General features: G+C 59.3%; 18 protein-coding genes. 6 read left to right on the top strand and 12 right to left on the bottom strand.

The features are described 5' to 3' along the window. Nucleotides 1-115: 115 nt before the first annotated feature. Both treB and treC read left to right on the top strand, forming a co-directional pair. Nucleotides 116-1,534, top strand: coding sequence for a PTS trehalose transporter subunit IIBC (gene treB, locus BJP61_RS04170; RefSeq protein WP_038867664.1), 1,419 nt, complete (start codon nucleotides 116-118; stop codon nucleotides 1,532-1,534). A gap of 60 nt (nucleotides 1,535-1,594) precedes the next feature. Next, nucleotides 1,595-3,250: an alpha,alpha-phosphotrehalase gene (treC, locus tag BJP61_RS04165; protein ID WP_171997869.1), complete on the top strand. Its 1,656-nt coding sequence runs from the start codon at nucleotides 1,595-1,597 to the stop codon at nucleotides 3,248-3,250. Between the two features lie 27 nt (nucleotides 3,251-3,277). Here the strand turns inward: treC and BJP61_RS04160 are convergent, their stop codons facing one another. Next, nucleotides 3,278-3,808 (bottom strand): NAD(P)H-dependent oxidoreductase, encoded by a 531-nt coding sequence (locus BJP61_RS04160; protein ID WP_038867659.1) that lies wholly within the window; start codon nucleotides 3,806-3,808, stop codon nucleotides 3,278-3,280. Nucleotides 3,809-3,910: 102 nt separating this feature from the next. Between BJP61_RS04160 and BJP61_RS04155 the strand changes: the two genes are divergently transcribed. From BJP61_RS04155 to nrdG, 3 genes are all read left to right on the top strand, one after another. Further along, entirely contained in the window at nucleotides 3,911-4,792 is an 882-nt protein-coding gene (locus BJP61_RS04155; RefSeq protein ID WP_075192377.1) for a LysR family transcriptional regulator, read from the top strand. Nucleotides 4,793-5,089: 297 nt separating this feature from the next. Beyond that, nucleotides 5,090-7,225 carry an anaerobic ribonucleoside-triphosphate reductase gene (nrdD, locus tag BJP61_RS04150; RefSeq protein ID WP_038867654.1) on the top strand — a complete coding sequence of 712 codons (2,136 nt, stop codon included), beginning with the start codon at nucleotides 5,090-5,092 and terminating at the stop codon, nucleotides 7,223-7,225. 179 nt (nucleotides 7,226-7,404) lie between these two features. Continuing rightward, entirely contained in the window at nucleotides 7,405-7,869 is a 465-nt protein-coding gene (gene nrdG, locus BJP61_RS04145) for an anaerobic ribonucleoside-triphosphate reductase-activating protein (protein ID WP_038867651.1), read from the top strand. Nucleotides 7,870-7,898: 29 nt separating this feature from the next. Here the strand turns inward: nrdG and BJP61_RS04140 are convergent, their stop codons facing one another. From BJP61_RS04140 to pmbA, 11 genes are all read right to left on the bottom strand, one after another. Continuing rightward, nucleotides 7,899-9,809: a PRD domain-containing protein gene (locus BJP61_RS04140; protein WP_171997868.1), complete on the bottom strand. Its 1,911-nt coding sequence runs from the start codon at nucleotides 9,807-9,809 to the stop codon at nucleotides 7,899-7,901. Between the two features lie 111 nt (nucleotides 9,810-9,920). Continuing rightward, nucleotides 9,921-10,661 carry a KDGP aldolase family protein gene (locus BJP61_RS04135; RefSeq protein WP_038867647.1) on the bottom strand — a complete coding sequence of 247 codons (741 nt, stop codon included), beginning with the start codon at nucleotides 10,659-10,661 and terminating at the stop codon, nucleotides 9,921-9,923. Then, on the bottom strand, nucleotides 10,658-11,776 hold the full coding sequence (locus BJP61_RS04130; protein WP_171997867.1) for a DgaE family pyridoxal phosphate-dependent ammonia lyase: 1,119 nt from the start codon (nucleotides 11,774-11,776) through the stop codon (nucleotides 10,658-10,660). Before BJP61_RS04130 ends, BJP61_RS04135 begins: the two co-directional genes overlap by 4 nt. Then, the gene (locus BJP61_RS04125) at nucleotides 11,760-12,893 is read right to left on the bottom strand and encodes an amidohydrolase/deacetylase family metallohydrolase (protein ID WP_171997866.1); all 1,134 of its coding nucleotides are present in this window, start codon (nucleotides 12,891-12,893) and stop codon (nucleotides 11,760-11,762) included. Before BJP61_RS04125 ends, BJP61_RS04130 begins: the two co-directional genes overlap by 17 nt. Before the next feature lie 39 nt (nucleotides 12,894-12,932). Next, a complete protein-coding gene (locus BJP61_RS04120) occupies nucleotides 12,933-13,577 on the bottom strand; it encodes a DUF4310 family protein (RefSeq protein ID WP_038867642.1) in 645 nt (214 codons plus the stop codon). Between the two features lie 10 nt (nucleotides 13,578-13,587). Then, nucleotides 13,588-14,364 carry a DUF4311 domain-containing protein gene (locus tag BJP61_RS04115; protein WP_038867640.1) on the bottom strand — a complete coding sequence of 259 codons (777 nt, stop codon included), beginning with the start codon at nucleotides 14,362-14,364 and terminating at the stop codon, nucleotides 13,588-13,590. 22 nt (nucleotides 14,365-14,386) lie between these two features. Further along, a complete protein-coding gene (locus BJP61_RS04110) occupies nucleotides 14,387-14,689 on the bottom strand; it encodes a DUF4312 family protein (protein WP_038867638.1) in 303 nt (100 codons plus the stop codon). A 3-nt stretch (nucleotides 14,690-14,692) separates the two neighbouring features. Next, nucleotides 14,693-15,055 (bottom strand): SFCGS family glycine-rich protein, encoded by a 363-nt coding sequence (locus BJP61_RS04105; RefSeq protein ID WP_038867636.1) that lies wholly within the window; start codon nucleotides 15,053-15,055, stop codon nucleotides 14,693-14,695. Between the two features lie 16 nt (nucleotides 15,056-15,071). After that, nucleotides 15,072-15,413 (bottom strand): glycine dehydrogenase, encoded by a 342-nt coding sequence (locus BJP61_RS04100; protein WP_071603785.1) that lies wholly within the window; start codon nucleotides 15,411-15,413, stop codon nucleotides 15,072-15,074. 303 nt (nucleotides 15,414-15,716) lie between these two features. Further along, a complete protein-coding gene (gene cybC / locus BJP61_RS04095) occupies nucleotides 15,717-16,103 on the bottom strand; it encodes a cytochrome b562 (protein ID WP_171997865.1) in 387 nt (128 codons plus the stop codon). Between the two features lie 57 nt (nucleotides 16,104-16,160). Further along, a complete protein-coding gene (gene pmbA / locus BJP61_RS04090) occupies nucleotides 16,161-17,513 on the bottom strand; it encodes a metalloprotease PmbA (protein WP_075192370.1) in 1,353 nt (450 codons plus the stop codon). A gap of 107 nt (nucleotides 17,514-17,620) precedes the next feature. Between pmbA and yjgA the strand changes: the two genes are divergently transcribed. Beyond that, nucleotides 17,621-18,172 carry a ribosome biogenesis factor YjgA gene (yjgA, locus tag BJP61_RS04085; RefSeq protein ID WP_075192369.1) on the top strand — a complete coding sequence of 184 codons (552 nt, stop codon included), beginning with the start codon at nucleotides 17,621-17,623 and terminating at the stop codon, nucleotides 18,170-18,172. Nucleotides 18,173-18,462: the final 290 nt, after the last annotated feature.

Genomic DNA, 18,462 nt, shown 5'->3' with positions numbered 1-18,462 from the left:
ATTGTGATCGCCCTCCGTTTTCGGGAACGTTCCCTTTCACGTTCGGGCGGTTACTCGCTACTCTGCGCAACAGGCCATCCGAGCCTCGTACCTACCTCTGCGACAGGGCTTCATCATGAGCAAAGTAAACCAACAGGATATCGATAAGCTGATAGAACTGGTGGGCGGCCGTGAGAATATCGCGACCGTCAGCCACTGTATTACCCGCCTGCGCTTTGTACTGAACCAGCCAGCCAAAGCCGATCCGAAAGCCATCGAAGAACTGTCGATGGTCAAGGGCTGTTTCACCAATGCCGGACAGTTCCAGGTGGTGATCGGCACCAACGTCGGCGATTACTATCAGGCGCTGATCGCCACCAGCGGTCACAGCGCCGCCAGTAAAGATCAGGCCAAACTCGCCGCGCGCCAGAACATGAAATGGCACGAGCGGCTCATTTCCCACTTCGCCGAAATCTTTTTCCCCCTGCTGCCCGCGCTGATTAGCGGCGGTCTGGTGCTCGGTTTTCGCAATGTGATAGGCGACGTGCCGATGAGCGGCGGCAAAACGCTGGCGCAGATGTTCCCGGTATTGCAGACGGTGAACGATTTCCTGTGGCTGATTGGCGAGGCTATCTTCTTCTATCTGCCGGTCGGGATCTGCTGGTCGGCGGTGCGCAAAATGGGCGGCACGCCGATCCTTGGGATCGTGCTTGGCATCACGCTGGTTTCCCCGCAACTGATGAACGCCTACCTCCTCGGCCAGCAAACGCCGGAAGTCTGGAATTTCGGGCTCTTTTCCATCGCCAAAGTCGGTTATCAGGCGCAGGTGATCCCTGCGCTGCTTGCTGGCCTCGCGCTCGGCATGATTGAGATACGCTTAAAACGACTGGTGCCGGATTATCTCTATCTGGTGGTCGTGCCGGTCTGCTCGCTGTTGCTCGCCGTGTTTCTGGCGCACGCGTTTATCGGCCCGTTCGGGCGCCTTATCGGCGACGGCGTGGCGTTCGCGGTGCGTCACCTGATGACTGGCAGCTTCGCGCCTGTCGGGGCGGCGCTGTTTGGCTTCCTCTATGCGCCGCTGGTGATAACCGGCGTCCATCAGACCACGCTCGCCATCGATATGCAGATGGTCCAGAGCCTCGGCGGAACGCCGGTATGGCCTCTGATTGCGCTGTCGAATATCGCGCAGGGCTCAGCGGTGATGGGCATTATTATGACCAGCCGCAAACACAACGAGCGTGAAATTTCCGTTCCGGCGGCGATTTCCGCTTACCTTGGCGTCACCGAGCCTGCGATGTATGGCATTAACATGAAATACCGCTTCCCGATGCTGTGCGGCATGGTGGGTTCCTGCATTGCAGGGCTGCTGTGCGGCTTAAGCGGCGTGATGGCGAACGGTATCGGCGTCGGCGGCCTGCCTGCCATTCTCTCCATCCAGACCAGTTACTGGGAGGTGTATGGCATGGCGATGCTGGTGGCGATTATCGTGCCTTTTATCCTCACAACGTTCCTTTATAAGCGTAAATCCCGCCAGGGAACGCTATTAGTCGTCTAACTTTTAGAGTGGTACGGGGAGCGCTGCGGCGCTCCCTTTCAGCAACGGCAGGAATGCGTTATGACTAAAACTCTGCCCTGGTGGCAAAACGGGGTGATTTACCAGATTTACCCAAAGAGCTTTCAGGATACGTCCGGCAATGGCACGGGCGATCTGGCGGGCGTTATCCGGCGTCTTGATTATCTGCGCACGCTCGGCGTCGACGCCATCTGGCTCACCCCGTTTTATCTCTCCCCGCAGGTCGATAACGGCTACGACGTCGCGAACTACACCGCCATCGATCCGGCCTACGGCACGCTGGAGGAGTTCGACACGCTGGTAGCCGAAGCGCACGCCCGCGGCATCCGGCTGATTCTGGATATGGTGTTTAACCATACGTCGACCCAGCACGCCTGGTTTCACGACGCGCTGACCCGCGAAAGCGCGCACCGCGATTTTTACATCTGGCGAGACGGCACGCCGGAAGAGGCGCCGAACAACTGGCGCTCGAAGTTCGGCGGCAGCGCGTGGCGCTGGCACGCGGAGAGCGGCCAGTACTATCTTCACCTGTTTGCGCCCGAGCAGGCGGATCTTAACTGGGAAAATCCGCAGGTGCGCGACGAAGTCAAAAAGGTTTGCGAATTCTGGGCCGATCGCGGCGTGGACGGCCTGCGCCTTGATGTCATCAACCTGATTTCAAAAGACCAGGATTTCCCCTCCGATGACCAGGGCGACGGGCGGCGTTTTTACACCGACGGGCCGCGCATTCATGACTATCTGCAGGAGCTAAGCCGCGACGTCTTTACGCCGCGCGGGCTGATGACCGTGGGCGAAATGTCCTCCACCACGCTCGATAACTGCCAGCGCTACGCCGCGCTGGAGGGCCACGAGCTTTCGATGACCTTTAACTTTCACCACCTGAAAGTGGATTACCCGAACGGGCAGAAGTGGACGCTGGCGCAGCCCGATTTCGTGGCGCTGAAAGCCATCTTCAACCACTGGCAGCAGGGGATGCATAATGTCGCCTGGAATGCGCTGTTCTGGTGTAACCACGACCAGCCGCGTATCGTTTCGCGCTTCGGCGATGAGGGCGAACTGCGCGTCCCGGCGGCAAAAATGCTCGCGATGGTGCTGCATGGCATGCAGGGCACGCCCTATATCTATCAGGGCGAAGAGCTCGGCATGACCAACCCGCACTTCACACGCATCATCGATTACCGGGATGTGGAAAGTCATAACATGTTTGCGGAGCGGCGCGCGCAGGGACAAAGCCCGGAGACGCTGCTGGCGATCCTCGCCAGCAAATCGCGCGACAACAGCCGCACGCCGATGCAGTGGGACGACAGCGAAAATGGCGGCTTTACCACCGGCACGCCGTGGGTAGGGTTGTGCGATAACTATCGCGAAATCAACGCCGCGCGCGCGCTCGACGATCCGGATTCCGTTTTTTACGCCTATCAGAAGCTTATCCAGTTGCGTAAGGCCCACCCCATCTTTACCTGGGGCGACTATCAGGATCTGCTGGCGGATCACCCTTACCTCTGGTGTTACCGCCGCGAATGGCAGGGCCAGCAGCTGGTGGTGATGGCCAACCTCAGTCGCGAAACGCACTGGTGTACGCCGGGCGAATTCAGCGGCGAATGGCAGCTGTTAATGAGCAACTACCCGGACGCGGCCTCTAAACCTGCAGAAACGAACCTGCGCCCGTTCGAAGCCGCTATCTGGCTGCAACCCTGAACCTTGCCCGGCACCCGCCGGGCATCATCAGCTGACCAGCGCGTTCACGCGGCTCAGCCACTGCGCCACGCCCGCATCGAGATCGGCATCGCTCAGCACATGCGTGCCCTGAATCAGCGCGGGCGTCTGCCAGACCATGCCGGTCATATTGGCCATCGCGTGGAACGGCAGCCAGAACTCCTCTATCGGATACCGGTTGTAGCCCTCTGGCGAATACGCCTGGGCGTTGCCGCCGGTCGACACCATCAGCATAAACGGTTTGCCATGCAGGCGGTCACCGCCGCTGCCATACGCGAAACCGTGCTCCAGCACGTGGTCCTGCCACTCTTTTAAAATCGCGGGCGCGCTGTACCACCAGAACGGAAACAGCATCACCACTGCGTCATGGGCCAGCAGCAGCGCCTGCTCGCGCTTCACATCGATCCGGAAATCCGGGTATTCGCGCATCAGCTCATGCACGGTCACCTGCGGCAGCGCCTTCAGCGCTTCGATAGCGGCGTGGTTAACGCGTGATTCATCCGGGTAACGGTGCCCGGCCAGCACCAGCACTTTTTTCATTTTTTCTCTCCTCAACGGTGATGTTGAGGTAATGTTGGCACGACGCAGGATTAACCTGTAGCGCGGTTCCGGGCATATCTGTTTCAACCAAAGGTATCAACCATGACGCTGACTTCCGACGTGCATCGCCTGCTTCCAGCTTTTCTGGCCGCGGCGCAGAGCCAGAGTTTTTCCGCCGCCGCGCGCCTGCTGGGCGTGACGCCTGCCGCCGTGAGCAAAAGCGTGCGTCAGCTGGAAGCGCGGCTTGGCCGCGTGCTGTTTCAGCGCAACACCCATTTTGTAGTCCTGACGGAAGAAGGCGCGGCGCTGCGTGACCAGGTGGCGCCGCTGTGGCACGCGTTAAATCAGGCGCTGGAAAAACCCGCCGACGAGCCGCAAGGGCTGGTGCGCGTCAGCGTTATCCCCGGTTTTGGTCGCTATCTTCTGATGCCAGCCCTGCCCGCGTTTCAGGCGCGATACCCGCAGGTACGGCTGGATCTGGCGATGGACCCGCGCCGCGTCAATCTCATTGGCGAGCGGATAGACGTGGCGGTCGGCCAGCGCACCGTGCAGGACAGCCGGGTGGTGACGCGCGAGATCCGCCCGATGCGCATGATGCTCGCCGCTTCGCCCGCTTATCTGGCGCGCTTCGGCACGCCGCAGCACCCGCAGGAGCTGCTGCATCACCGCTGCCTCGTTCATCGCAACCCCGGCAACGGCAAGCTGCAAAGCTGGCTTACTGACGAACTGGCGATGGAAGAGCAGCACGCGTTTCTTATCAGCACGTTTCCCGACGTGCTGGTCGACGCAGCGCTGGCGGATATGGGCATCGTCTCGCTCGCTGACTGGTATCTGGCGCCGCCCATCGCAGCAGGCCGCCTGGTGCCGCTCATGGAGCCTTACTGGCCCGTGCCGCAGCCGCTGTGGGTGAAGTATCCCAACCACCGCCTGGCCCCACGGGTGCGGGCATTCGTCGACTTTTTAATCGAAAAATTCACGGCGTAAATATTTCGCATCCGTCAGCGCAGATGCTGAGCGCGCTCGCCGCTTTGCTTTGTCCTGCATCAATAAAATCGCAAACTTGTTTGATGCAAATCACTATATATAGACATTAAAATCCACCGCGGCCCAACATCTTGTTATTTCAGGCTACCCTTTCACCAGTCAGGCTTTGTTGAAACCGACACAAAGCTGTGGATAAAACGGGCCGGCTTCGCCGTTACTGAGGGTTTATTCAGAAGATAGCCCACATGGCGCGCGACGGAGTTTCTGTGGATAACCTGTGCTTAATATGGAGTGATCATGACACCGCATGTAGTGAAACGAGACGGGTGTAAAGTACCTTTCAATTCAGCGCGCATTCACGAAGCGATTCTTCGTGCGGCGCAGGCAGCGGGAGTCGATGACGCAGACTATTGCGCCACCGTCGCACAAATCGTCAGCAATCAGATGCAGCATCGTCGTGAAGTGGATATTCATGAGATCCAGACGGCGGTGGAGAATCAGCTGATGGCGGGCAATTACAAGCAACTGGCGCGCGCCTATATTGAGTATCGCCACGACCGCGATATCGCCCGCGAGAAACAGGGCCGCCTTAACAAAGAGATCCGCGGCCTGGTGGAACAAACCAACCCGGCGCTCCTGAACGAAAACGCCAATAAAGACAGCAAAGTCATCCCCACCCAGCGTGACCTGCTGGCGGGCATCGTCGCACGTCACTACGCCCGTCAGTATCTGCTGCCGCGCGATGTGGTGCGGGCGCATGAACGCGGCGAAATCCACTATCACGATCTCGACTACTCGCCCTTTTTCCCGATGTTCAACTGCATGCTTATCGACTTAAAAGGCATGCTGACGCAGGGCTTTAAAATGGGCAATGCCGAGATTGAACCGCCGAAATCGATCTCGACCGCGACCGCGGTGACGGCGCAAATCATCGCCCAGGTCGCGAGCCATATCTATGGCGGCACCACCATCAACCGTATCGATGAAGTGCTGGCGCCGTTTGTGACGGCGAGCTACAACAAGCATCGTCAGGTGGCCGAAGAGTGGCAGATTGCGGACGTGGAAGGCTACGCCCGTGCCCGTACCGAAAAAGAGTGTTACGACGCGTTCCAGTCGCTGGAATATGAAGTCAACACGCTGCACACCGCCAACGGCCAGACGCCGTTCGTCACGTTTGGGTTCGGGCTCGGCACCTGTTGGGAATCCCGCCTGATCCAGAGTTCGATTCTGCGCAACCGCATCGCCGGGCTTGGCAAAAACCATAAAACGGCGGTGTTCCCGAAACTGGTGTTCGCCATCCGCGACGGGCTGAATCACAAAGCGGGCGATCCGAATTACGACATCAAACAGCTGGCGCTGGAGTGCGCGAGTAAGCGCATGTACCCGGATATCCTCAATTACGATCAGGTGGTGAAAGTCACCGGCTCGTTCAAAACGCCGATGGGCTGCCGAAGCTTCCTCGGCGTTTATGAAGAAAATGGCGAGCAGATCCACGACGGGCGCAATAATCTCGGGGTTATCAGTCTTAACCTGCCGCGCATCGCGCTGGAAGCGAAAGGCGATGAAGACGCATTCTGGGCGCTGCTGGACCAGCGTCTCACGCTCGCCCGCAAAGCGCTGATGACGCGTATCGCCCGCCTCGAAGGCGTGAAAGCGCGCGTGGCGCCCATTCTGTACATGGAAGGCGCATGCGGCGTGCGGCTTAAACCCGATGACGATATCGCACAGATCTTCAAAAATGGCCGCGCGTCGATTTCACTCGGCTATATCGGTATTCACGAAACCATTAACGCGCTCTGCGGCAATCAGCATGTGTATGACAGCGACGCGCTACGCGCCAAAGGGATAGCCATCGTCGAGCGTCTGCGCCAGGCGGTGGATCAGTGGAAGGACGAAACCGGCTACGGGTTTAGCCTCTACAGCACACCGAGCGAAAACCTGTGCGATCGCTTCTGCCGCCTCGATACCGCCGAATTCGGCGTGGTGCCGGGCGTAACCGATAAAGGGTATTACACCAACAGCTTCCACCTGGACGTGGAGAAAAAGGTTAACCCGTACGACAAAATCGATTTTGAAGCGCCCTACCCGCCGCTCGCCAGTGGCGGATTCATCTGTTACGGCGAATACCCGAATCTTCAGCATAACCTCAAGGCGCTGGAGGACGTGTGGGATTACAGCTATCACCACGTGCCGTATTACGGCACCAATACGCCGATTGATGAATGTTATGAGTGCGGCTTTACCGGCGAATTCGAATGCACCAGTAAGGGCTTTACCTGCCCGAAATGCGGCAACCACGACGCCACGCGCGTTTCCGTTACCCGCCGCGTATGCGGTTATCTCGGCAGCCCCGACGCCCGCCCTTTCAACGCCGGTAAGCAGGAAGAGGTAAAACGCCGCGTGAAGCACCTCGGCAACGGCCAGATTGGGTAAGTGACCGGGGCGAATGCGCGCAGCCAACGCAGCGATGGCGTCAGTGGAGAAGCGGTTTCGCAAAGCAACTGGCGTCAGAGCAAGGCGGCAAGCAAACGAGTCCCCGGGAGCTGACGCCAGTCAGTGACCGGGGCGAATGCGCGCAGCCAACGCAGCGATGGCACCAGTTGAGAAGCGAAATGAATTATCACCAATACTACCCGGTCGATGTCGTCAACGGCCCCGGCACCCGCTGTACGCTGTTTGTCGCAGGCTGCGTCCACGAATGCCCGGGCTGCTATAACAAAAGTACCTGGCGGCTTAATTCCGGCGTGCCGTTCACCGACGACATGGAAAACCGCATCATCAGCGACCTTAACGACACCCGCGTCAGACGCCAGGGGCTGTCGCTCTCAGGCGGCGATCCGCTGCACCCGCAAAATGTGCCGACTATCCTGCGGCTGGTACGGCGGGTACGGGCCGAATGCCCCGGCAAAGATATCTGGGTCTGGACGGGGTATAAAATCGATGAGCTTAACGACGCCCAGCGCGAGGTGGTGGCGCTCATTAATGTGCTGGTCGATGGTAAATTTGTGCAGGATCTCAAAGATCCTGCGCTTATCTGGCGCGGCAGCAGCAATCAGGTTGTCCACCGGCTGCGCTGATCGCAGCGGCTCCCCCCGCAGGAGAGCGACTAAAACCGGCTCAGACACGCCATCGCCACCTCGTGGAAACTGGCGAAATCGCGACACGTTTGCAGCCGTTCTGCCGCGCGTTCCCGCAAAAACGTCACGAACAGATCGTAAATCGTCATCGCCTCTTCATATTCGCGCTTGCTAATGGCGAGCAGAAAAATCACATGCGCGGTTTCTTCGCCCCACGCTATCCCCTGCGGCGCCAGCACGGTATAAACCACGGTTTTGCGCGCCATCAGCCCCAGGGAGTGCGGCAGGGCTATCCCGTCGCCAAGCAGCGTACTGACGATAGCCTCGCGCTCCACCACCGAAGGCAGGAAATCGGCACCGACATAGCCCTCCTGCTCCAGCTCTGCGCACAGCTGCGTAAAGAGCTCCTGCTGGGTCAGCGGCCCGTCCACCACGCGAAAATGCCGGGCGTCGAAATATTTCTCCAGCATCCAGGGCCGGGTCCGATCCACCAGCACCAGCTTACCTATCTGCTCAAGCTGGAAATCGGTGGGAAACGGCGACATTACCACCACCGGCTTATCTTTTTCCGCCACCCGCGCGGTGGAAATCACAAAATCCTCGGCGATGGCGGCGCGCTGTTCGTAGTCGCGCAGCGTGGCGATTTCACTCACCTCCAGCTGCGGATATCTGCGCAGCAACATCGACTGGATCATACGCACCGTGGAGTTCCCCGTGTCGCAGACCAGCAGCACGCGCGGATTGCGCTGATAGCCCACGTTATAGTGGCGCTCCAGCCCGACGCCGATATGCAGCACCAGAAACCCCACCTCGTTTTCGCTGATGGTATAGGGCGTATATTTGCCCCAGCCGGAGACCGCCGCGAGCGTCATATCCCAGGCCATCGGATAGTGCTGTTTTATATTGCCGAGCAGCGGGTTAGGAATATTTATCTGGTAGCGCACGCGGGTGATCATGGTGCGGATATGGGTCAGCAGGTCGGCGCGCAGTTGCTCATCGGTCAGCAGGTTGTAGTTATAGTGCGTGTTGATATAGCGCAGGATGTAGCTCGCCAGCGCTTCGGCATCATCGGCGCTGATGGCGCTGGGCTCCAGCTCCTGCACCTGACGCGCGGCGATATGTACCCGCAGCCAGTTTTCTTCGGCGTCCGATAGCGGTTTGCCGCACAGCGCCTGCAGCAGAGCCGCAATATCGCGCGCCGCCTCGCGCACGCTCTCATCCACATCGTCGGCGACGAATTCAGGCAGCGGATAGCCCTCGCTGATGCGCCGCACCGCCACGGCGCAGTAAAGCTGAATAAACTGCTCGCCCTCGTCGGTAAAGCGCAGTCGCGCACGTGCGAAAATCGCCGGCAGCCCGCCGCCGAGGCGCTCCTGCACGCCGGCGTTCAGCGCCTCTTCGGTAATCAGCGGGTTGGCGCTGTCCTGTTGGGCAAGTTGCCAGAGCAGGTCAGTCAGGCAGGCGCGCAGCGCCATCTCGCTGCCAAAGAGCTTCATGCCGTGACGCGGGCGGGTCTCCAGCGTCAGGTTATAGCGGGTGAACAGCTCGCGCACTTCGGCCATATCGCTTTGCAGCGTGGCGCGGCTTACAAACCACTCGTCGGCAAGATCCTCAAGCTTCAGGGAAAACGCGGCCGTCAGAAAGCGCACCGCCAGGTAATTAACGCGCTCCGGCGCGGTACGCGGAATGCGCAGCGCCTTCGGGCGGCTCGCCTGCAATGCCTGATAACGCCCCGGGTCGTCCACGTTGAGCTGATAGCCGCTGCCGCGATTAAGCACCAGCTGGACGCCGTGCTGGCGCAGTAACGCATTGAGCGCGCTGATGTCGGCGCGCACGGTGCGCGTGGTGACGTTTAACCGGCGCGCCAGCTCATCCTGCGGCAGCGCTTCGTTTTGCAGCAGATCAAACAGCCGGGACAGACGTTGACTCGGGAATCGCACACCGGTTTCCTCTCGTTAAACGGGCGCGCCATCGCGCCCGCGAATGGCATCAGGCAGGGTTTATATTTATCACGGTGATAAATATATTCTCCAGCCCTGACGTAAAACGGCTTAGCCCACCTGCTCGCGCGTCATCGCCAGCAGACGTCGCACATCCTGCGGGCGTGTGTCGCCGCTGGCGCTGTCGATTATCGAACTGTAAATATGCGGGATCACTTTGCTCACCCCCGCCTCCAGCGCAATACGCAGGATCTCCGTAAAGTTATCCAGATCGATGCCGCCGGTCGGCTCCAGCCAGAAGTCGTGACGCGCGCACGCCTGCGCCACTGCCTGATACTCCTCGCGGCAGGCGAGCCCGCCCATGGGGAAATATTTAATCGAGCTGCCGCCCATATCCTTCAGCAGGGCGATAGCGGTTTCTACCGGCACGATGCCGCCGGGCGCGGCGCTGCTCAACGGGCCGGTGGAGATTTTCACCTGTCCTGGCGTGCCGGTCGGCGACACCAGCCCGTTGACGACGGTCTCGTTTTGCCCCAGCAGCGCGCGGCTCGCGCCCACGCCGGTAAACACCTGATTCACATGCTGCGGCTGTAGCTCGCGCGCGATGGCGCTGACCATCGCCGACTGGTTCGGATCGCCTGCGCCAAGCCCTACCGACAGCGCGTTATCAATGCGTGCCGCGTAGTCGCGCATGTCGGCGACGGCGCTCGCCACGTCCGGGTAGTTTTTAGAGAGCACGCCCACCAGCACATGCCCTTCGGCGGCTTCATACACCGCGCTGGCGTTTTCTTTGGAACCCGCCAGCACGTTCAGGCAGACGCGGTCCCGGTAAAAATTCGGTGTCAGTTTCATGCGTCAGCCTCCTGATTCAGCTCGTCGCGGATACGGCGGAAAACAATATCCAGTTGCGCGGCGCTGACGCTGCGCACGTCGGCTTCGATGATGCCTTCGTTGGCCTTGTAGCCGCGAAAATAGATAGCGTATTCGCCCTGCCGGAGCGCGTTGACCAGTTCGCCGGTCGGTACGCCGGTCACGGCTTCGTCGAATTTGATTTCGCTGCGGGCGATGTCGCGTCCGGCGCTGTCCCACACCACACGCGCCGTCACGCCGGTAAGCGTGTTGAGCTGTTCGATAAACGGCGTCATCTTAGCGACCATCTCCGCCCCGCTCTCTTTTGGCGCGCTGAGGTAATGTTCAATGGCGCAGGTCAGGCCGAGAATGCCCTCTTTACCGACTTTCATCGCGCGCCCGATGCCGTTCGCCTGACGTTTCACCCATTCGATATACCGGGTTTTACCGATGACCAGCCCGCTGCCAGGCCCTTCGATGGCTTTCGCGCCGCTGTAAATCACCAGATCGGCGCCGGCGCGGTAGTAGCACTGCAAATCTTCTTCCGCGGCGGCATCGACAATAAGCGGCAGCCCATGCGCGCGCGCCACCCCGGCGGCCTGCGCCACGCTCAGCATGCTTTTCTGCACGCAGTGGTGCGATTTCACATACAGGATCGCCGCCGTGCGCGGCGTGATCGCGGCAGCCAGCTGTTGCGCCGAGCATTCATTGGCGTAGCCCGCCTCGACCAGCTTTCCGCCGCCCAGCGCCACCATCGTGCCGACCGGCGCGCCGTAATTCACGTTGTGGCCTTTCGGCAGCACGATTTCGTTTTGCTCAATCGCCGTGGTATGCAGATTTTCCAGCAGCCAGTCGCTCTCTTTTACCAGCACCGCCGCCACCGACTGGGCAAGCCCCGCCGACGCGCAGGAGACGATCGTCGCCGCCTCCACCTCCAGCAGCCTTGCGATGTAAGCGCCGGTTTTATTCACCAGATCTTTCATCTCGAAATAGTGATTAAGCCCTTCGGACATGGCTTCGACCACGGCCTGGCGCGGCGTGGAGACGCCTAATACCGTCATGCGTCCTGAAGCGTTAATCACCTGTTTTAAATCATATTTTTCATGCACTGAAGGCATTTTCCGCGCTCCCTTGTTCGGTCATGTGCCAGACGCCCGCGCGCACGGCGGCAAGCGGCACCAGTCGCCGCTCGCCATGCAGGCTATGGTCGTCGGCGTCGGTAAACCGCACCGGCTGGCGGCGCAGGTCGAAAATAGTCAGATCGGCGTCCGCGCCTGGCGTCAGACGGCCTTTATGTTCAAGGCGTAGCGCCTGCGCGGCATGCAGCGTCACGCAGTCAATCACCTGCGGCAGCGACAGGCCGATGGCGAGAAACTTCGACATCACATGGGCAAGGCTTTTCACCGGGCCGTTGATGCGGTTGCGGCAGTAAATGTCCGAGCTGATAGTGTGCGGCACAATGCCCTGCGCGATAGCCAGACGCGCCACGTCAAAGCTAAAGCTGGCGCTACCGTGGCCTACGTCCAGCCGCACGCCGCGCCGCAGCGCGTCACTGATGCTGGCGCGAAGCGCGCCCTGCGGCGTCAGAATGCGGTTCGGCTTGCCGTTATAACAGTGGGTGATGATGTCGCCGTCGCACAGCCGCGCGGCAATGTCATCGAGCGGCGGTGGGCCGTTGCCGATATGCACCATCAGCGGCAGATTGCCGTTCTCCTGCTGAATGGCTTTGGCGCGCTCAAGCGGCGCGATACCGTTATCGCCGATCACGCTGCTGCTCATGCGCGCCTTCAGGCCGACAATAAAGCCGGGGTGGCGGGCAATCGCGTCACGCGCGGCGGCGGCATCGATATTCGCCATATCCGCCAGCTCGTTCTGGGCGATAAGCCCGACCTTCGAAATATTGAGCAGCGCCAGCACGTCGGTCACGACGCCGCGCGTCAGCGCGTAAAAATCGTCGATATCGTTCGCGCCGGTACTGCCCGCATCCACAACCGTGGTGACGCCCGTCGCGATGCCGACCGCGTCCGGCTCGTCGTGATAAATCGGCGATTTCGGGTAGCAGTGAACGTGCAGGTCTATCCAGCCTGGGCTGACGTAATGCTCGCCGTTGAGGTCGCGCGTTTCGCGCGCCGCGCCGGACACCTCGCCGAGCGCCGCGATGACGCCGTCTTTCATGGCGATATCCGCCAGCGTGTCATCCACCAGCCGCGCCTGACGCAGGATCAGATCAAACATAGGCACTCCTTAAAGGCGGGCGCCGTAGCGCCCGCACGGTTAACCGATCGCCACCGGGAACAGCGAGCCCAGGATCATCGCGCCGAGAATAGCGCCGCCGGTGATGGGCTTCTGCCAGAGGTAGAACAGCAGCGCGCCGACGAGCGAGCCGATGCCGACAGGAATCGAGGCCGCCATCGCGCTCAGGATAATCAGCGGCCCGAGGAAGCGTCCGGAGGCGTTGCCCGCGCCCATCATCACGTCCGCCCCGTAGGTGGAGTCGCTCTGGTTGATGGTGAATTTGCGCGCCAGAATGATGACGTAGCCGATAGCGAGACCTATCAGCAGCCCGGTCACCAGCGAGGCGGCGAAGTTCGCCACCGGAAAGACAACCCCCGCGCCCAGCAGCAGCGCCGGGACGCCAAGCCCCACGCCAGTCTGGATGGCGCCGCCGATATCCAGGATCCCCACCAGCGAACCTTCGATAATGCGCGCAAAGAGAAAACTCGCGCCGAACGCCGCCACTGCGCCGTAAACTCCTGTATCGATCCCGGCTTTGAGCATCGCCACGAACGCCACTTCGTTAAACGCGCCGATGCCGTAGAGGTAATACATGTGCGTCCCGGCGAACACGCCGGAGGAGAGCAGGCCGACGAAGATCGGGAATGACCAGTCGGCGTACCAGAAACCTTTATTCTCTTCCATCACGCGCTCCTTATTTGCCGCTCAGGGAGTTGTGGATAAGACTGAGCCAGTCCGGCACGGTCAGATGGAAAGATTCGATCATTTTCATATCGAAGCCGCGGAAGAAGGCGCTCAGCACGAACAGCAACACGATGGCGACCATCATCACTTTAGTGACGCGGTTCCAGCCGCTCTCTTCGATGCCTTTGCCGATAAGAATGCCGAGCACCAGGCCCGGTACGGCGTTGCCCATAATCAACTGCGCCGCGCCGCCGAAAACGGTGGCCCAGAAGCCCGATTTTTTACCGGCGTCGATAGCGGCCAGCCAGAAAATCACCGGCATGACGGTGTTCACCAGCAGGTTGGCGGCAGGCACCAGTACTTTGACGGCGGTGACCTGTAAGGCTTCTGGCACGGCGGAGGCCGTGGTGTTGAGGAAGGTGACGACCGCCATGCCGATAAGTCCGCAGGCGATAGCCATTTTTTTCGGATTGTGCAGGGTTTCGCCGAGGTTGCGGTTTTTCACCATCAGCGCCGCCGCGCCCCAGTTGGGGATAATGCGGTGGTCGACATCCTGCGTGAACGAGCCCGCCGCGACGGACGAGGCCCAGGCGTTAAAGAAGAACCCTAACCCAAAGGAGAAGTGCGAGGCCGGATCGCCTTCGCAGGAGTTTAACTCGCCTAATGTACGAAAGGCGCCCATCCCCTGCGTGGTGGGCGCATGAAACATGCGTGCGGCCCCGGCGCCCACGCCAACGCCGACCAGGCCGCCGATGATGAGCGATTTTATTAATATTATCAGGAACATTCGTCTGCCCTTATAGTAACAATCAGCTGTGTTGCGTGACGAAATCCACCTTGTCGAGATTGATGGCGGTCACGTTGACGGTAACGTCCAGCTCCACGCTGAAAGCCCGTCTTTCCCGGCGCAAAAAGAAAAACAGAAACGCTTCTTTGCGCACCGTTTCCCGCGCATGAACAACCTGCACCTCCTGTGGCTCAATGCGCAGTAAGATATGCGGCGAGGCTTTCATCACCGCCGCCTGAACCTGATTCAGGGCATCGGCAAACGCGCGCGCTTTGGCCTCGCCTTTGCCTTTTACCCTCACCGTGGTGGTGAACTGTTCTTTCATGCGTTATGCGCCATATTTCTTTTTCCAGGCGTCCACCAGCCGCTCGCCCAGCTCTTCTTTGTCCATAAAGCCAAAGCCCAGCACGTTGCAGCCTTCATTAATCGCAGTGACGCCCTCTTCCACGGAACGCATGCCATATTTCGCTTTGTAGCCATGTTTGGTCTGGGCGGTGATGGCACCTGCGCCGCCGCTGCCGCAAAACGAAATGCCGAACGTCGCGCCTTCGGTTTTCATCACGTCGCCAAGCTTCATGTCTGCCGCCACGCCAGGCACCACAACGGCGCGCCCGCCCGCTTTTTCCACCCCCGCCGCTACCTTCTGGCCTTTGCCCAGACGATCGCCAATCACTACCGTAATCTGTTCCATGGTTCGCTCCTGAAGGTTAAAGATTCTCTTTCGCTACCTCGAAGTGCACCGACAAAAGCCAGGCCTCTTCGTCAGGCAAATTGCCGAACTGCGCCACGACTTCCCGCGCCAGCGCCATCGCGTCGGGTGAGATCTCCTCAAAAAGACTCTCCTCGACCTCCGGCAGCGGTTCGCCCGTTACCGAGCGGTGCGCCATGGCCCGCACGTGCGAGTTGAGCATCTGCCGCTGCACGGCGTTGGGCATTATCTGGTGGCGCTCAAGGAGCGCGTAAACTTCATCCAGCATCCGCCCGGCAAGCGTCGCGGTCTCTTCCGCGTGTTGACATCCGGCGTTGTTCATTACCGCTCCGTTATTCACTCTGCATACCTGGTTGATTGCGCTGAAGTCACAGTAACGGCGGGTGTTAAAGGTTTGTAGCGAGTTGTTTTCCACTTCGAAGTGGAAAGGAGAACGGCGGCAGTGATCTGTTCCACATAAAAGCCGTGAATAGATATAAACCACTAAATAAATGTGATGAATATCACTGGCGACCACGCCGGGAGAAAGGAAAAGAAAATATCGGGCTTGCGACGTCGCGCGCGAAAAACAGCAGTGAATAAGCGTTGCTTATGGCCGTTGAGACGTCGGGAGCGCGGCGGAACACCGCCGCGCAGAAAGGGCTTAGCGGAACTTTTTGTGGTAGGTGTTGCGGGTGGTTTTGAATGCTTCGGCGCTGGCCTGCGCCTCTTTGATTTTGCCTTCATCGACAAGCTTCAGCGCGCCGTCAATCTGGCCCACCAGCGTGTCGAGACCGTGACGGAAATCTTTCATTTCCGGGCTGTCCGCCGGTTTATCTTCGAGCTTCGGCGGGGTTTCTTTTTTGGCATCCAGCGCCGCCTCGCGCATTTTCGCCAGCGCGGTTTTCATCTCCGCCGCGTCGCTGGTTTTCTGTACGACTTTCAGGTTTTCATTCAGGGTGTCCATGTTGTCTTCCAGATCCGCCCACGCCGCGGCGCTGGTGAACAACAGAGAGGAGACCGCTAACATCGCTAACGCTTGCTTACGCATTGACTCACCTTTTTATTGTTATGACGAAAAAAAGGCGCCTCACCGGGCGCCCTTGCCTTACTCACCGGCGATTTTCATCTCCGGCAGTAATACTGAACCACACTGAATATTGCTGCGTGTTTCAATATCGTCACCAATGGTAACCATATTGCGCCACATCTCTTTAAGATTGCCGGCGATAGTGATTTCGCTCACCGGATACTGGATTTCGCCGTTCTCCACCCAGAAGCCCGCCGCGCCGCGCGAATAATCGCCGGTGATGCCGCTGACGCCCTGGCCCATCAGTTCGGTCACGACAAGACCGGTGCCCATCTCTTTCAGCAGTTGCTCAAAGCTCAGGCCGCGCCCTTTGATGCGCCAGTTATGGATGCCGCCCGCATGCCCGGTGCTTTTCAGGCCCAGCTTGCGCGCGGAGTAGTTAGTGAGCAGCCACTGCTGCAGCACGCCGTCTTTAATGATGTCGCGACGCGACGTCGCCACGCCTTCGCTGTCAAACGGCGTAGAGGCGAGCCCTTTACGCAGGTGCGGATGCTCTTCAATAGTGAGCCAGTCCGGCAGGATCTGCTTGCCGAGCGCGTCGAGCAGGAACGTGGATTTGCGATAGACCGCGCCGCCGCTGATAGCCCCGACCAGATGGCCAAACAGCCCGGTCGCCACTTCGCGGCCAAAAATCACGGGCGCTTTCATGGTCGGCAGTTTGCGCGGCGAAAGGCGCGACAGGGTGCGGCGGGCGCACTCTTCACCGACCCACTCCGGCGATTCCAGGTCTTCCAGCGCGCGGCCGATGGTATAGGCGTAGTCGCGTTCCATATCGCCGTTCTCTTCGGCGATAACACAGCTTGAAAGCGAATGGCGCGTCGAGCTGTAGCTTTGCAGCATGCCATGACTGTTGCCGAAGACTTTGATGCCGTAATGGCTGTTAAAGCTGCCGCCTTCGGTGTTGGTGATGCGTTTATCCGCCTTTAAGGACGCCTGTTCGGCGCGCGCGGCGTATTCGATAGCCTGTTCCGGCTCGATTTCGGCCGGGTGGAAGAGGTCGAGATCCGGCGCGTCAAAGGCCAGCAGATCTTTTTCCGCCACGCCCGCGCACGGGTCCGGCGAGGTATAACGGGCGATATCCAGCGCCGCCTGTACGGTGCGGGCGATAGCGTCCGGGCTTAAATCGGTCGACGAGGCGCTGCCTTTACGGTTCTGATGATAAACCGTGATGCCAAGCGCGCCGTCGCTGTTGAACTCCACATTCTCCACCTCACCGTAGCGGGTGCTGACGCTGATGCCGGTCGTTTTGCTGACCGCCACTTCCGCGCCGTCCGACTTGCCGGACGCCAGCTCCAGCGCCTGAGAAACCGCCTGTTCCAGCGCTTTGCGCTGCGCTTCAACTTGTGTGATTACTTTCATCGCGAGTGCCATAATGTAAGGTGAAACTTCAAAGCCACATTTTGTGAGTCTAACAGAGAACCATTTCGCAGTGCGCGCCTTAACTGGTAGTATTAGCCTCTTTTTTTGAGGAGCCTGAGATGACAAAGCAGCCCGATGACTGGCTCGATGAAGTGCCCGATAACGAAAACGACGACGATGATGATGAGATTATCTGGGTCAGCAAAAGTGAAATTAAACGCGACGCCGAAGAGCTGAAGCGCCTTGGCGCTGAACTGGTCGATCTCGGTAAAAACGCGCTGGATAAAATTCCGCTGGATGACGATCTGCGCGCGGCCATTGAACTGGCGCAGCGTATTAAGAAAGAAGGCCGCCGCCGCCAGATGCAGCTTATCGGCAAAATGTTGCGTCAGCGTGACGACGAGCCGATCCGTCAGGCGCTGGATAAGCTGAAAAACCGTCACAATCAACAGGTGGCGCTGTTTCATAAGCTGGAGCAATTGCGCGATCGTCTGATTGAAGAAGGCGACGACGCGGTGCCGGATGTGCTGAACCTGTGGCCGCAGGCGGATCGCCAGCAGCTGCGTTCGCTCATCCGCAACGCCAAAAAAGAGAAAGAAGGCAATAAACCGCCGAAATCCTCACGTCTGATCTTCCAGTATCTGCGCGAACTGGCGGAAGGCGAGCAGTAATTCCCCGCGGCTCAGGCACTGCCTGAGCTGTTTTTCTGTTTTCCATTTCTTTTATTGATGCTTTACCGCAGCGTCAGCGGCGATTTTACACACCGTCATTTTATCGACACGCATTAGCTGAATCGTTAAAGCTAAAAATGCACCCCTTCACATTTTCAAACACGCAATTCAATACATTTTCACAGTAAACGCCACACCACTCACAGTTAACAGTGTAAAAAACGGCTTTTTTTGGACAGTTGAAAACGATCACGTTTTCTTTTCAACCGATACGCCAGGCTGCATGAGCA

It is taken from the genome of Cronobacter sp. JZ38, assembly GCF_008932145.1.
In the GTDB taxonomy this organism is placed as follows: Bacteria; Pseudomonadota; Gammaproteobacteria; order Enterobacterales; family Enterobacteriaceae; genus Cronobacter; species Cronobacter muytjensii.
This window is presented reverse-complemented; position numbering and strand designations above follow the sequence as displayed.

Bases quoted from the DNA above. Each gene is read 5' to 3' on its own strand.
- treB (WP_038867664.1), top strand. From the start codon at position 116: ATGAGCAAAGTAAACCAACAGGATATCGATAAGCTGATAGAACTGGTG.
- treC (WP_171997869.1), top strand. From the start codon at position 1,595: ATGACTAAAACTCTGCCCTGGTGGCAAAACGGGGTGATTTACCAGATT.
- BJP61_RS04160 (WP_038867659.1), bottom strand. From the start codon at position 3,808: ATGAAAAAAGTGCTGGTGCTGGCCGGGCACCGTTACCCGGATGAATCA.
- BJP61_RS04155 (WP_075192377.1), top strand. From the start codon at position 3,911: ATGACGCTGACTTCCGACGTGCATCGCCTGCTTCCAGCTTTTCTGGCC.
- nrdD (WP_038867654.1), top strand. From the start codon at position 5,090: ATGACACCGCATGTAGTGAAACGAGACGGGTGTAAAGTACCTTTCAAT.
- nrdG (WP_038867651.1), top strand. From the start codon at position 7,405: ATGAATTATCACCAATACTACCCGGTCGATGTCGTCAACGGCCCCGGC.
- BJP61_RS04135 (WP_038867647.1), bottom strand. From the start codon at position 10,661: ATGAAACTGACACCGAATTTTTACCGGGACCGCGTCTGCCTGAACGTG.
- BJP61_RS04130 (WP_171997867.1), bottom strand. From the start codon at position 11,776: ATGCCTTCAGTGCATGAAAAATATGATTTAAAACAGGTGATTAACGCT.
- BJP61_RS04125 (WP_171997866.1), bottom strand. From the start codon at position 12,893: ATGTTTGATCTGATCCTGCGTCAGGCGCGGCTGGTGGATGACACGCTG.
- BJP61_RS04120 (WP_038867642.1), bottom strand. From the start codon at position 13,577: ATGGAAGAGAATAAAGGTTTCTGGTACGCCGACTGGTCATTCCCGATC.
- BJP61_RS04115 (WP_038867640.1), bottom strand. From the start codon at position 14,364: ATGTTCCTGATAATATTAATAAAATCGCTCATCATCGGCGGCCTGGTC.
- BJP61_RS04110 (WP_038867638.1), bottom strand. From the start codon at position 14,689: ATGAAAGAACAGTTCACCACCACGGTGAGGGTAAAAGGCAAAGGCGAG.
- BJP61_RS04105 (WP_038867636.1), bottom strand. From the start codon at position 15,055: ATGGAACAGATTACGGTAGTGATTGGCGATCGTCTGGGCAAAGGCCAG.
- cybC (WP_171997865.1), bottom strand. From the start codon at position 16,103: ATGCGTAAGCAAGCGTTAGCGATGTTAGCGGTCTCCTCTCTGTTGTTC.
- pmbA (WP_075192370.1), bottom strand. From the start codon at position 17,513: ATGGCACTCGCGATGAAAGTAATCACACAAGTTGAAGCGCAGCGCAAA.
- yjgA (WP_075192369.1), top strand. From the start codon at position 17,621: ATGACAAAGCAGCCCGATGACTGGCTCGATGAAGTGCCCGATAACGAA.